The 14,260-nt window shown below is 42.1% G+C and carries 11 protein-coding genes; 5 read left to right on the forward strand and 6 right to left on the reverse strand.

All coding sequences use genetic code 11. The features are described 5' to 3' along the window. Nucleotides 1-73: 73 nt before the first annotated feature. The 3 genes from PSYCG_RS05390 to lipB all read right to left on the reverse strand — a co-directional run bounded on the left by PSYCG_RS05390 (nucleotide 74) and on the right by lipB (nucleotide 2,248). Nucleotides 74-538 (reverse strand): hypothetical protein, encoded by a 465-nt coding sequence (locus PSYCG_RS05390; RefSeq protein WP_020443288.1) that lies wholly within the window; start codon nucleotides 536-538, stop codon nucleotides 74-76. 135 nt (nucleotides 539-673) lie between these two features. Further along, on the reverse strand, nucleotides 674-1,204 hold the full coding sequence (locus PSYCG_RS05395) for an inorganic diphosphatase (RefSeq protein WP_020443289.1): 531 nt from the start codon (nucleotides 1,202-1,204) through the stop codon (nucleotides 674-676). Between the two features lie 186 nt (nucleotides 1,205-1,390). Next, nucleotides 1,391-2,248 carry a lipoyl(octanoyl) transferase LipB gene (lipB, locus tag PSYCG_RS05400; protein WP_020443290.1) on the reverse strand — a complete coding sequence of 286 codons (858 nt, stop codon included), beginning with the start codon at nucleotides 2,246-2,248 and terminating at the stop codon, nucleotides 1,391-1,393. Between the two features lie 435 nt (nucleotides 2,249-2,683). Between lipB and PSYCG_RS05405 the strand changes: the two genes are divergently transcribed. The 5 genes from PSYCG_RS05405 to pncB all read left to right on the forward strand — a co-directional run bounded on the left by PSYCG_RS05405 (nucleotide 2,684) and on the right by pncB (nucleotide 11,433). Next, a complete protein-coding gene (locus PSYCG_RS05405) occupies nucleotides 2,684-4,156 on the forward strand; it encodes a coniferyl aldehyde dehydrogenase (RefSeq protein WP_020443291.1) in 1,473 nt (490 codons plus the stop codon). A 262-nt stretch (nucleotides 4,157-4,418) separates the two neighbouring features. Continuing rightward, nucleotides 4,419-6,362, forward strand: a complete 1,944-nt coding sequence (locus PSYCG_RS05410) for a glycine betaine ABC transporter substrate-binding protein (protein WP_020443292.1) — start codon at nucleotides 4,419-4,421, stop codon at nucleotides 6,360-6,362. A 109-nt stretch (nucleotides 6,363-6,471) separates the two neighbouring features. Then, a complete protein-coding gene (locus PSYCG_RS05415) occupies nucleotides 6,472-7,386 on the forward strand; it encodes an ATP-binding cassette domain-containing protein (protein ID WP_020443293.1) in 915 nt (304 codons plus the stop codon). 563 nt (nucleotides 7,387-7,949) lie between these two features. Next, the gene (msrAB, locus tag PSYCG_RS05420; protein WP_020443294.1) at nucleotides 7,950-9,785 is read left to right on the forward strand and encodes a bifunctional peptide-methionine (S)-S-oxide reductase MsrA/peptide-methionine (R)-S-oxide reductase MsrB; all 1,836 of its coding nucleotides are present in this window, start codon (nucleotides 7,950-7,952) and stop codon (nucleotides 9,783-9,785) included. A gap of 406 nt (nucleotides 9,786-10,191) precedes the next feature. Then, on the forward strand, nucleotides 10,192-11,433 hold the full coding sequence (gene pncB / locus PSYCG_RS05425) for a nicotinate phosphoribosyltransferase (RefSeq protein ID WP_020443295.1): 1,242 nt from the start codon (nucleotides 10,192-10,194) through the stop codon (nucleotides 11,431-11,433). A 39-nt stretch (nucleotides 11,434-11,472) separates the two neighbouring features. Here the strand turns inward: pncB and xseB are convergent, their stop codons facing one another. From xseB to PSYCG_RS05440, 3 genes are all read right to left on the reverse strand, one after another. After that, nucleotides 11,473-11,718, reverse strand: coding sequence for an exodeoxyribonuclease VII small subunit (xseB, locus tag PSYCG_RS05430; protein ID WP_020443296.1), 246 nt, complete (start codon nucleotides 11,716-11,718; stop codon nucleotides 11,473-11,475). Nucleotides 11,719-11,790: 72 nt separating this feature from the next. Next, a complete protein-coding gene (gene xseA / locus PSYCG_RS05435) occupies nucleotides 11,791-13,335 on the reverse strand; it encodes an exodeoxyribonuclease VII large subunit (RefSeq protein WP_020443297.1) in 1,545 nt (514 codons plus the stop codon). Between the two features lie 199 nt (nucleotides 13,336-13,534). Beyond that, nucleotides 13,535-13,903: a hypothetical protein gene (locus PSYCG_RS05440; RefSeq protein ID WP_011513429.1), complete on the reverse strand. Its 369-nt coding sequence runs from the start codon at nucleotides 13,901-13,903 to the stop codon at nucleotides 13,535-13,537. Nucleotides 13,904-14,260 lie beyond the last annotated feature (357 nt).

A 14,260-nucleotide genomic window follows, 5' to 3' on the forward strand; every position in this document is an offset into this window, starting at 1 on the left:
ACCAAAAAGGCTTCAAAAACCTATTAACAGACCACTGAAAACAGACTGCTATAATGGAACAACTTATAAAAGACTAGCCAAACACACGCCACATTATCCAAAATAACCCAGCCATAATTATAGCAATGATGAGTAGTCGCTTTGCCCAGTAGGGCAGTAGGGGTTTTTTATAGCCTAAATCATTGAGCTGACTGTCAACGCCTTCTTGTAGGCTTTGGAAGCTTTGCTCCGTTGGTGTGCTTTTTACTTTACTCTTAATCAAGCGCTCAGTATCATCTTCGACTGTTTCTCTATCAAAGTTCATGGCTTGACTAGGAATGCCTTGTTTATTAGCGATACTGTTTAATTTTTGCTGCTGCTGATTTTTGAGAGCAAGCTCGTATGCATCGATGCGAGATTTTGCAGCATCCATACTGATATTTTCGTCAGCGGCTAACGTCTTAATCGCCATGACCAGATTGCCTTTTTCGACCATCATGACAACCGTTTTCGGTAATTTTACTTTGGCAGGTTTTGAGCCTGAATCAGAATCAAACATGACTGTCCTTATTTGAGCATGATAATAAGTAGATTGGGGTATTATAACCTTGTTGTGCAGTCAAAATTCAAGCAAAAAAATACCGCAGTTATCATCATATCTGCGGTACTGTTATCAATTTTATTTCATTTTAATTTATAGATCTTTCCAGCGTTGGATAGACTCTTTAATGACTTCTTTGGCTTCTTCTACGTCACCCCAAGATTCAACCACCGTTGTACCTGCTTTTTTGAGGTCTTTATAGTGACTGAAATGGAATTCTAGCTGATTGATCAGCTGCTTTGGTAAGTCCGCTAGACTGTTATAAGCGTTGCCTGTATCACGGTCGTCAGCAGGTACGACGACGATTTTGTCATCGACTTCGCCATCATCAACAAACTTCATCACACCGATGACTTTCGCTTTTAAGAAAATACCAGTCGGTAAAGGCTGTTCTGTGATGATAAGCGCATCTAACTCGTCGCCATCTTCATCAAGAGTTTGTGGGATAAAACCATAGTTGCAAGGCTTGGCAAAAATCTGTGGGTCAACACGATCAAGCTCAAATACGGCCAACTCGCGATTCCACTCAATTTTATGGCTACTACCAGCTGGGATTTCTATTACGACATTAATAATGCCGCCGTCGACGTCGCCTGCGTCCAAAATTTTATTAAAATCTGCCATAAAATACTCCAATTTGCTTTTGTTATGAATGTTTGAATCGTAAAGGGTTAAAGTCGGCGTATAAGGTTTGTTACTGCGCCCAATTTGTACCGTGTGCGATTATAACAAGTTTGAATCAAATTTTCTCAAAATGCTTAAGTCTAAGCGCGCACGATATTATGCAAAAAAGGATTATGCAAAAAATACTTATTTTGGCGCTAATTCACGCAATGGTATCTGTCTTGCATGACGTTTTGCGATATTTTCGATGAGCTGTTGCGTAAATTGCTCGTAGGTAAGTGTTTTTTTGTCATCGGTAAGCGGCAGAGTAGTCGGCTGTGTATTGGTCGCTTGGTTCATATTAACAAAATCTGCCAAACGCAACATTTGCATGCCCGCATAACCACAAGGATTGATAGCATTAAATGCTGATAAATCACAATCTAAATTAATGGCAATACCATGGTAGCTAAAGCCATGCTTGATTTTAAAGCCAAGCGACGCAATCTTACCAATCATAATGGTATTATCACCTTCTATCTCATCACTAGTATGAGCACTGTCCGTTTCTGTAGTCATATCAGCATATATATAGACACCTGGGGCATCACGGCGGGCACGGGCGCTGATACGGTTGGTGTCAGTTGATGCTGTGCTCTTGAGACAGTTATTGACCACATCCTCAATCGCTTGCTCAGCGTGTGAGACCATATTGCGCACACTCCAGCTGATACTGTCCAGATCAAACAGCCAATACATAACCAGTTGACCATGTCCGTGCCATGTCACCTGACCACCGCGATCGGTTTTGATGATAGGGGTATTAGTACGTTGCAGGATATGCTCTTCTTTACCTGCTTGCCCAAGGGTATAAACGTCATTGTGATCGACAATCCATAACTCGTCAGGCGTACGCAGTCCTTGCTCTTTTTTGAGAGAGATACGCTCTAACGTGCGTGATAGCATGGCATCAAGAGTAGCCACATAGTCAGCAGCAGTGAGTGACTTTGTGATGAGATTTTCATTAAGTGGTCGCGTATGAAGCGCCTGCATAGTGTTTGGCATGAGAGTGGCTGTCTTATGTTTTTGTTATGTAAAATGGGCTATCAATTGTTAATATTACTATCATTGAGTGTAGCAGTTTTCATATTGTCGCCCAAATTTTAATTTTAATTATATTGAACTGGAAAAATATAAAAGAATAAAATAGCCACAAAAGGCCACCTTGTAGTGAGCAGATACGCATCGTATACAAACGCATGGGTGCATTAAAGATGCTGTTCATTCAGGAATCAATGGGCTACATTAAATGGTACTAAACAAAAGTAATATCTAAGAAAATGATGTTTTAGCCTTATTCGCTATTAGACTTTTTTGCATAGATAACACTTTTATGAGGATAATAGAGTGATATCAGTGATTTTTAGTGTCTAATAATAGCTATAGAGTCTTAAATTTGACAAAACGTGCTGACTCTCACGTATATGACAAGGAAGATATATGACAGACAGCGATCAAAACAATCAGGTTCAAGCGATGCATCCTAAATACGATGAGCACGAAGGGCTTAGTATTATCAAAACCGTGGCAGATATGCAGTCACAGTTTTCACGCATGCAAAATCTAAGCCGTACTCAGCCTATCAATGATTGGGCAACGCGTAGAGACCAACTCGATAATCTAGAGCTAATGCTGAGTGACAATCAACAGCTACTTGCTAATGCTATCAGTGCTGATTTTGGCTATCGTAGTGAATCAGAAACTCAATTTGCCGAGCTGTTTCCGAGCTTTACGGGTATCAGTCATGCCAAAAAGCACGGTAAGAGGTGGATGAAGGCGCAGCGAGTATCGATTTCAGCACTATATATGCCAGCCCATAATGAGATTTTGCCACAGCCATTAGGTGTGGTTGGTATCATGGTACCTTGGAACTATCCTTTATTTTTGGCGATAGGACCGATGATTGATGCGATTACCGCTGGTAACCGCATCATGATTAAAATGAGTGAAGCGGCGCCGCAATTTGCGCAAACGTTTGCAGAAACCATTTCACGTTATTTTTCAGCAGATATGGTTTGTGTGGTCATCGGTGAAGTTGAGATTGCAGCGGCTTTTAGCGAGTTGCCTTTTGATCACCTGCTCTATACCGGCTCTACTGCTGTTGGTAAAAAGGTAATGGCAGCGGCAGCACCCAATCTAACACCGGTCACACTTGAGCTCGGTGGCAAGTCGCCAGTAATAGTATTAGAGGGTGCTAACCTAGAAAATGCTGTCAATCGTGTAATGATGGGCAAGACTTTAAACGCAGGTCAAACATGTATCGCCCCTGACTATGTACTGATCCAGCGCCAACATCATGATGAATTTGTGCGTCTGGCAAGAGAGTGGATGGAGAAACACTATCCCAATATTGAAAGCAATCCTGATTACTCGCGCATTATTAATGTTCAGCAGTTCAAGCGTGTTAAAGGCTATTTAGAGAATTTATCCAGTGAAGGTGTCTATAGACTCACTGATGCGACGTCTAATCTTGAAACGCGTCTCATGCCACCGGTTATTGTCAGCGAGCCTGCGCCTGAGAGTGATTTGATGCAAAACGAGATATTTGCACCCGTTTTACCGCTCATGCACTATGACACTCTTGATAATGCGATTGCATTTATTAACGCCCGTCCACGACCGTTAGCGCTATATGTCTTCGGTGATAATAGCCGTGATATAGATAAGGTACGCACCAATACGGTATCGGGCGGATTATGTATCAACGAAGTGATTATGCATGTAGCGCAGCATGACTTGCCGTTTGGCGGTGTTGGGGATTCAGGTACGGGCGCTTACCATGGTAAAGCTGGATTTGATCGTTTGAGTCATATGAAACCTATCTTTATACAATCCAAATTGAATGGGCTAAATATATTGTTACCGCCCTATGGTGGCTTGTTTAAAAAGGCAATGGCGCTGTTTTTGAAATAGCAGTTTAAAATAGTTGCCTTATTGAATAGATAGTATTTACTCACATTTATCCATCAATAGCATCTACTACGGTAGGTGCTATTTTTTTGTCTAAAGAATCATTTGTTATCAGTGTTATAAATCGCTACACTTTGTAGTGACACTAAACGATAGTTTTGTTTGTTTTAGATAAAAATCAGTAGTAGATGATAGGCTTATTAACTGCTCAAATTAGGCTAATGACAGCTATTTTCATAATAAAGATAATAAATAGGATAACGCCGTGCGCCAATGGATTGCATTTAGCTTATTGCTTATAAGCTCGCTCTTACTGTCTTTGCCAGTATCAGCTGCTGTGCCAACATGCCAAGCACCGATTAAATTTGGGGCATTGACATGGGAGAGTGGTCAGTTCACAAGCGGTGTTTTAAAATATATCATTGAAAGCGGTTATGGCTGTCAGGTAGAAGAGGTGCCGGGAGCAGGTCCTGCACTTGAAACGGCATTGTCGCAAGATGATATCCAAGTTATTGGAGAGCAGTGGATAGGGCGCTCACCCATCATGACACAAGCTATTGAGCAGAATAAAGTCGCTGTTATTGGTGACACGCTTAAGGGCGGTGCAACCCAAGGTTGGTATGTTCCTAAATATGTACTGGACGAAAATCCGGGTCTACGCCGTTATCAAGATCTTCCTAAATACGCTGAGCTGTTTAAAGACCCTGAAAACCCCAGTAAATCACGCTTTATGAACTGTCCATCTGGTTGGACGTGTGAGATTTTTAATACACGATTGCTTAAAAATACTGGCTTGGAGAGTGATTTTAATAATGCTCATCCCGGCACAGGTGCAGCCCTTGATGCCGAAATTGCCTCCGCTTTTGAGCAGCATAAGCCACTCTTATTTTATTACTGGCAGCCGACAGGTTTGATGGCAAAATACGATTTTGCCGCATTGGAATTTCCTGCCCATGATGACGCCTGCTGGCAAGACTTATTACTTGCTGATGGCACCGCTGATTGCGTGTCTGGATTCCCTGTATCGCCTTTAGGTATCGCTGTATCTACCCCGTTTATCGATGCCAATCCTGAGCTTGCAGATGTTTTCAAAAAAATCCAATTTAGCCCCGCTGAGCTTAATGGTGCTATTTTAGAGATGAGTGAAAGCAAACGTAGCGGGGAGGAGCAAGCCTTTGTTTTTCTGCGTGATAACCCCCAAGTTTGGCAGCAGTGGTTATCGGACGAGGCAGCTACCAACCTTGCAGCTAAATTAGGTATTAGCTTAACGGGTGCTGCTATCGTGACTGATAAAAAAGCATCTAGTACGAATTCATTAGGTTTATCATCAAATTTTTTCCCTTCATGGTCACTTGAATCTCCACTGAATAACACCTTAGCCAGCGTCGTTCGCAATTATGGCGACGTATTCCGTACGATCAGTACTGTCGCCTTAACGTATTTATTGCTTCCTATTGAGCGCCTATTAACGCTTATCCCACCATGGCTAATTATTGCCCTTGTGACGGTATTGGCATGGTTTGCTGTACGTAAAATTTGGTTTGCCTTAGCATGCGGCGCTGGGTTGTTCTTAATTGGGGCATTTGGTTTATGGGGCGCGTTAATTGATACCTTGGCATTGCTCATCGTTTCAGTATGGGTGACGGTGGTTATTGGTATTCCTATCGGCATTGCCATGTCAGGAAGTAAGCTATTGCGTAAGATTGTGACGCCTATATTAGATGTGATGCAAACCATGCCAAGCTTTGTTTATCTGATACCGGTACTGATGCTGTTTGGAATCGGTAAAGTGCCAGCGCTGTTTGCCACCATTATTTATGCATTACCGCCGCTTATTCGTCTGACGACCTTAGGTATTACTCAAGTGAATCATGAGATGGTGGAAGCAGGACGCTCGTTTGGCAGTACTCATCTACAATTGCTTATTTGGATTAAGCTACCACAAGCGCTGCCCAGTATCATGGCAGGGGTGAATCAAGCCGTCATGATGTCACTGTCTATGGTGGTATTGGCGTCCATGATCGGAGCGCCAGGTCTTGGTGAAGATGTATTGCAATCTATTCAAACGCTCAATATTGGTCAAGGCTTACAAGCAGGTACGGCAATTGTCATTGTGGCGATTATCATTGACCGCATTACTCAGGCGTTTGGGCAAGGTAAGCGTGCGCGCCAAAAAACCATTGAAGCTGGTAGACGCCCGATTGGTTAGCAGTTATTTGTAGACATAATAATGCCTTGTGTCGGTTTTAAAATAACTCAACTACATGAATCACTCTTAATAGATAACAATTCTAAAAATAAAAACAAAGAGAACGACAATGAATCATATTCAGCTAGAAAATATCAGTAAGATATATAACGCCAGTCACGCACAAGCAAAAATGGCATTGGCATTGCTGGCTGAGGGTATGGATAGTATTGCGGTAAAAGAGCAAACCGGCTATTCGGTCGGGCTTTATGATATTAATTTGGCGGTCAAAGCAGGCGAGCTGCATTGTATTATGGGGTTGTCAGGCTCCGGCAAGTCAACCTTGATACGTCATATCAATCGTCTGATTGATCCAACCAGTGGCAAGATATTGGTAAATACAGATATCAATGCTAAAAACTCTGTGACTAAAATAGTATCTAACTCAGTAGTTACAAATAAAGATGCCTTGCCAATAGAGAAAGGAGAACCATCTTCTGCTATTAATATCTTAGCGCTAAATGATAAAGAGCTTCAGCACTATCGTCAGCAAACGGTCAGTATGGTGTTTCAGCATTTTGGTCTGGTACCTCATATGACCGTCATTCAAAACGTCGCCTATGGCTTGCGGGTGCGAAAAATGAGTATCAAGGAACGTCATGAGGTTGCTCGGCACTGGCTGAATGAAGTTGGTCTATCCAATCTAGAGCGTAGCTATCCCGATGAGCTGTCAGGAGGCATGCAGCAACGCGTTGGGCTGGCACGTGCTTTGGCAATGGACAATCCTATATTGCTCATGGATGAAGCCTTTTCGGCGCTCGATCCTTTGATTCGCGCTCAACTACAGGATCAATTATTAGAGCTACAAGCGCGATTGAATAAGACGATTGTGTTTATTACCCATGATATTGACGAAGCCATCAAGGTAGGTCAGCGTATTAGTATTTTGAATGGTGGACGTTTGGTGCAAACAGGCACATCAAGCGACTTACGTCATAATCCCGCTGATGAGTATGTCGCGAGATTTATGGGTGCTAAGCAGTAGGTGTATATAGTTGATTCATTTTAAAAGCGATACAGTGCTATTGGCTATAATTTTTTCTTGGTTGCTGTTCGCAGGCGTGACAGAGGCTGCAAAAAAATTTATAGCCAATAACACGTTATTACAATCGTATCGCTTTTATTTTGAACTGACTATATAGCGACTTATGTCATCGTTATTATTTTATTAAAAAGACAGTTCTACTAAATTCTTCTATCACTCTATTATTTCCACGCTGTTAAAAGAGTGTAGCATTATCTCTTTTACTATTAAAGAAAACTCCATTATCAGTATATACTATTAAGATACTCTAATATGGCAGTCATACTTAAAGCATGTCATATCTTTATCTAAGCTAAAGCCACTATAGGTACAGATACAGTATTAGGTTTCAGCTCTAGCCTCACACTCTATTTCTATTTTGTCTTATAGCTTTTACTAAGCCTGACTCACCCTTTTACAGTATGTTTATCACTCCAAAACCTTTACTCATTTACTTTAACTAATAGCGCAAGAAGACCATGAGCTGCCCTATAACCTGTAGCGTATCGTCAAAAGGACCTCTCATGCCACATAAAAAAAATCATCATGACGCGAATAATTATAATACTAATAGTCATGAAAATAAAAATGCTAACAATTCAGCGACAGGCTCACCGCATGCGGTGTCACATTGGTTAAAGAATATCAGTGCGTTTGGCGTCACGACGGTCTTGAGTGCTGGTATATTGGTAGCTTGTGGGCAGATGAGTAGTGCAGAGAATAACGTCAGTAGTAGCACAAGCAAGCAAAATAGTGGCGTGAAAAGCTCACGTGATATGCTGCCATCCGATATGCTCAAAACAATGCAAGCATTACCACAGCTGACCAAGAGTCTGGGTAAAAATGGCGCTGCTGTGATTGACCCCAATAAACCTACCTTAGTTAAGTTTTGGGCGAGCTGGTGCCCTCTATGTTTAGGGACGCTAGCAGAAACTGAAGAATGGCGTACTGATCCTAAATTTTCTGGTTTAAATGTCGTCACTGTGGCAAGTCCAGGTCATCTGAATGAAAAAGCCAATGGCGAATTCAGCACTTGGTATGCTGGCGTGCAAGCCGATTACCCTAAGCTTCCCGTATTGATTGATGCCTCAGGCGAGCTGATTAATAAGCTTGGCGTACAGGTTTATCCAAGTTGGGCAATACTCGATAAAAACGGTAATTTGGTGCATCTGGTCAAAGGTAATATGTCAGCAGAGCAAGCCTATGCCCTCGCTGAAAATGCCAATAATGATTTTGCTGAACTCAAAGCTGGTAGTGCTAAGCCTGCAAATGTACAAACATTAGATAACAACAGTAAAATTGAGACTATTAAACAAAAAGATGGCGTTTATTATAATGACAAAGGTAAGGCGATTAATACCCGCTCAATCTACCTAGCTGGTGGCTGTTTCTGGGGCGTTGAAGCCTATATGGAGCGAGTCGATGGTGTCGTAGATGCTGTATCAGGTTATGCCAATGGCGACACAGTCAACCCAAGCTATGAGCAAGTAATCCGTGGTTCAGGGCATGCCGAAGCAGTCAAAGTCACTTATGATGCGGATAAAACCGACCTTGATACGATTTTAAAGTATTATTTCCGCGTGGTTGATCCAACCAGCTTAAACAAGCAAGGTAATGATCGCGGTGTACAGTATCGTTCAGGCGTTTATTACACGGACAAAGCAGATAAAGCGGTAGTTGATGCTGCAATTAAGCGTGTACAAAGCCAATATAAGCAAAAGGTAGTCGTTGAAAACAAACTATTGGACAACTTTTACTTAGCTGAGATGTATCATCAAGATTATCTAGCGAAAAATCCGAATGGCTATTGCCATGTTGATTTAAGCCTTGCTGATGACAAGCCTGAAGACACGGCACGTACTAAGCTTGCACCAGTCACTACTGTCGCTGAGACATTAGATCCTAAGCGCTATGCGGGGTTTGATAAAGGCGCGCTAAAAAATACGTTGACCAAAGCGCAATATGATATTACTCAAGATGCAGGCACTGAGCGGGCATTCAGTCATGAATATGATAACTTGTTTGCACCCGGTGTCTATGTCGATGTGGTCAGCGGTGAGCCTTTATTCTTATCAACTGATAAATATGCCTCAGGCTGTGGTTGGCCAAGTTTTACCAAGCCAATTGATAAGCAAGTGATTACTCAGCATGACGATACGGCATTTAATATGGTACGTACTGAGATTCGTTCACGAGTGGCGGATTCGCATCTGGGTCACGTGTTCCCTGATGGTCCAAAAGACCGTGGCGGTCTGCGTTATTGCATCAATGGCGGTGCATTGCAGTTTATCCCGATCAATGTAATGCCTCAGTCAGGCTATGCGCCACTAGTGAAGTTGATTAAACCTGCGAAACCTTAGTAAATAACATGGTTTAATAATTTTATAAAAAGACGTTAAGAATATTCTTGGCGTCTTTTTTATAGGTTATAGTCGGCTAATAATGTGATGAATACTGCTATGAATCATAGTAATTTTGCTGCAATCCATAGTGAACTCTGAAAAATAATCTAAAGTTCGTTATACTCAAACGCTTATGATTGTTCTATCAGTAATATATATAGTCAAAATACTCTAGAAACGCTACGGTACTGCTGGTACAAATTTTTTGCAGCCTCTGTCTGCGTAGGCACAGCAAGCAAGAAAAATTGATACCAGCAGTACATAATGTGTCGATATTACTTTTCATTGACTATATCGTTATATCCACCTATTTTATCGCTTGCTTCGTTTAGCGATTTTTCATTTTTGTATTTAAGGCTGTAACATGACCGTTACCCATACTTCTACCACTTTTGAGCCTATTATTACCTCGTTACTTGATAACGACTTGTACAAATTTACTATGCTACAAGCTATGCTACATCAGTTTCCTCAGACCCATGGTGTCTACCGCTTTCGCTGCCGTAATAACAAAGATGCCGCTTATCCACTTGCTGATATCAAAGAGCAATTAGAGCAGCAACTAGACAGCTTATGTGAATTGCGATTTTTAGAAGATGAACTAGAATACTTACGTGGCTTGCGCTTTATGCGTTCAGACTTCGTTGATTACTTGGAATTGTTTAAATTAAAACGTCGTTTTATCACGGTGACTACCGATGACAAAGGTCGCCTATTTATCGATATCGAAGGTCCGATGATTCAGGCGATGTTCTTCGAAGTATTCGTACTAGCCATTGTCAATGAGCTATATTTTAAAGTATTAACGGATGCAAGTGTGCTTGAAGAAGGGCAGCGCCGCTTAGAGAAGAAAGTGGAGTTGTTACATCGTTATGCTGCCGAACAAGCAGGCAATAGCCGTGATATTCCTCCTTTTATCGTTGCTGATTTTGGTACACGTAGACGGTTTAATAAAGACTGGCAAGCTCATGTGGTTGAGACTTTGCACAAAGCTGAGCCAAACATAGTGGGCGGCACGTCCAACGTTTATTTGGCAAAAAAGCTTGGCATGACGCCCATTGGTACCATGGCACATGAGTTTATGCAGGCATTTCAGGCACTGGATGTGCGCTTACGTGACTCACAAAAAGCAGCGCTTGAAGCTTGGGTACACGAGTATCGCGGTGATTTGGGTATTGCGCTGACTGACGTCGTCGGCATGGATGCGTTCTTACGCGATTTTGACTTGTATTTTGCCAAGCTTTTTGATGGTTTGCGTCATGATAGCGGCGACCCTTATCTTTGGGGTGATAAGGCGATTGCTCATTATCAAAAGCTAAAAATAGATCCAAGAACCAAAGTGTTAACCTTTAGTGATGGCTTGGATCTGAATAAGGCGTGGGATTTGCATCAGTATTTTAAAGGTCAAATCAAAACCAGCTTTGGTATTGGCACCAATCTCACCAACGATATGGGCATCACGCCATTGAATATTGTTCTGAAATTGGTTGAATGCAACGGTCAGCCGGTCGCTAAACTGTCTGATAGTCCAGGCAAGACAATGATCAATAATGACACCTATCTTGCCTATCTGCGCCAAGTGTTTGAAGTTAACGAGCCCGAATAGCTTTCATTAAAAGCCATTTAGGCACGACAAAACGGCTATTTAGCTCTCGCTTGCAACCGTTTTGTTTTCTTCAGAAAATGCGGCATCTAAAGCTTGTTGTACTGCGTTAATACGAGTCTCGCAAATGCGATAAGCGGCAATCGATTCTTCAACAGTGGTCATGAGATTATCAATATCAGGCTCATCTTGTTGCTGCAATTCAGCAGCATTGGTTTTTAAGATATCGTAGGCCGCCTTAAAAGTTTTTGGGGCGGCTTTTTTGCGTTTGCGAGTAGGGGTGCTCATAATGTTTCCTAATAGTAAAAATCAAAATAGATAGATAAATAACGGTTGCGGATATTCTGTACTGCTAGACGATTAAGAGGGTGCGTTTGCAGATTCTGGCGTTTTATCATCAACATAGACATCAATAATCTGTGCTTTTGCTTTACCGTCTTTTAGGACGATATGAATGGTCTGCTCCGGGTAAAGCTGGTTGCTACTGGTCAGTATTCGTTGGTCCTGTTCATCAGTCAGCATGCTATAGCCCTGCTTAAGTACGCGTGACGGTCGATGCAAGAGTACAATATCACGCAGATGTGCGCTATCACGCTGCACTTGTATTAACTGCTGCTGAGCACTTTGCATAATAATTTTCTGATGATTTTTACTATAAGTAGAGGCGAGTGAAAGTTGTTGATAAGCAGAGGCTTGAGTCTGTATATGCAGCTCGCTTGCTTGTCTGGCAGCTTGTTTCACTTGACGATGTGCACTTTGTTGGATACTACGCCACGCATAAGCACTGTCTTTTTGTAGTGCCGTTAATTGACCAATGGTTTGCGATTGTATTTGGCTCAATTGGCGCGCAGTGTGTTGTTCAGCGGTATTTAATTGACGCTGAGCAGCTTGTTTGATTTGCATTTGATATTGCAGTGTCTGAGTGACCAGCTGTGCTAAATGCGCCATGATAGCCGCAATGACTTTTGATGGCGTATCAAAGCTAGTATGAGCCACTTCATCTAAGATAACTTTGTCACGCTCATGACCAATCCCAACCCAAACAGGGACAGGTTGCTCAGCGACTAAAGCAGCAAGCTCATAATCGTTAAGGTAAGCCAAATCACCAACAGCGCCGCCACCACGGATAATTACTAACAAATCTGGCAGGCGCTGATAAGTATTTTCAAATTGCTGCTGAGCACTGATGATTGCTTGACGAATCTCCGCTGGGGCATGATTACCTTGAAAAGTGGCGTTATGATAATGGAAATGACAAGCGCCTGTACTAGCGAGTCTATTGGCGTCCGCTTGAAAATCGCCTAGCCCTGCGGCTTTTTCAGGAGCGATGACCAACACATGCTCGATATCAAACGGAGTTGGCAACTGCTGATTCAAGTTTAATAATCCTTCACCTGCCAAGCGGTCAACCATCTCAGCATATTGACGCGCTAAATCGCCTAACGTATAGCTTGGGTCAATATCTTCAATGGTGAGAGAGAAGCCGTATTGCGCATGGAAACCTGCCGATACCTTTAATAAAACCGTCAAATCACGGTCCAGTGGCATACCCGTTGCGCGCTCAAACTTGGCTAAAACCCGCGCCGCTTTAAAGCGCCATAGATTGCCACGGCAGCTGGCAATGACTTTACCGTCGTCATCTTTTTCTGCCAATTCAAAATAATAATGCCCACCTTTGCTGGATAAGTTTCGTATCTCAGCTTTGACCCAAACACGGTGATTAAAAGTTTGCTTGATCACCATATCGACCGCTGATAAGTAATCACTAAGGCGCAGGACAGTATCTTCTAAGTTATTTTCTACACTGTTTTCTTGTTCTGCCAACTCTGCCTCCAAGGTCGCTAAATCTTTGGCAGGCGCTAATACTTTAGTGTGCTTGGTATTTGACAGGTTGGGTTTGCGCATAATAATAGACCAAAGATAGTGAGGGCTTAGAGACCAGCTAGGTGACGTAAAAGACAAGATAGGGTAGTTTAACCTAAAAGCCTCTACACAAAAAGCAAAGCCAACGAGCAGCGATTGATATTGTATCTTTATCGCAAGCTTATTGGCTCTAAGTTATCGCTAATACACTACATATATAACTGCAGCTTTACGACATGACTTACTGACAGCGGAAACTGATCATATACTCATAGTCATCATCACGTGATAAATTTGGTGAGCCTGTGCCAAGGATGGTACCGAGCACGGCACTCGCTTGACCAATCATACGCCCTGTACTCTCATTTAAGATGCCATTATATTTCACTTGATCCTCAACGATAATCACCTGTTTGCCTCGGCAAGTAGTCTTAGCACTATCTAGTGCGTTTTGCTGAGCTTTTATCTTGGTCTTGGCAATACCAGTTGTTTCATAAATAGAGTTGGCACGTTGAATAACTGGCGATGAAGGCGTGGTTTGACAGGCACTCAAAGTGAGGGCAGCGACTAAGGTGGCTGCTAAGGTAGCCGTTTTATTAAAAGTCTTCATAAGTATTTCCTAATTCCGGTAAAGTAAAAATGAAAGCATGAACCTAAAAGTGAAAGATATAGTTAAAATATCTCAAAAACGCTACAGTGCTGCTGGTATAAATTTTTTGCAGCCTCTGTCTGCATAGGCACAGCAAGAAAAATTAATATCAGCAGCACTTGATGTATCGATATTACTTTTCTCTGACTATAGATACGTTAAAGCTTTTATCAAACGATGAATTTACCCTATTGATATATTGAGTGTCTAGACGGTTATTGTGTTCGATATTGCGCTTGTATTACCTACCGAAATAGACAGCGATAAAGGTGCGCTAAGTTTGCCCAAAAGTCATAAGTAATGTCTGTCTGAAGCAAT

The sequence above is a fragment of the Psychrobacter sp. G genome (genome assembly GCF_000418305.1).
Lineage (GTDB): Bacteria > Pseudomonadota > Gammaproteobacteria > Pseudomonadales > Moraxellaceae > Psychrobacter > Psychrobacter cryohalolentis.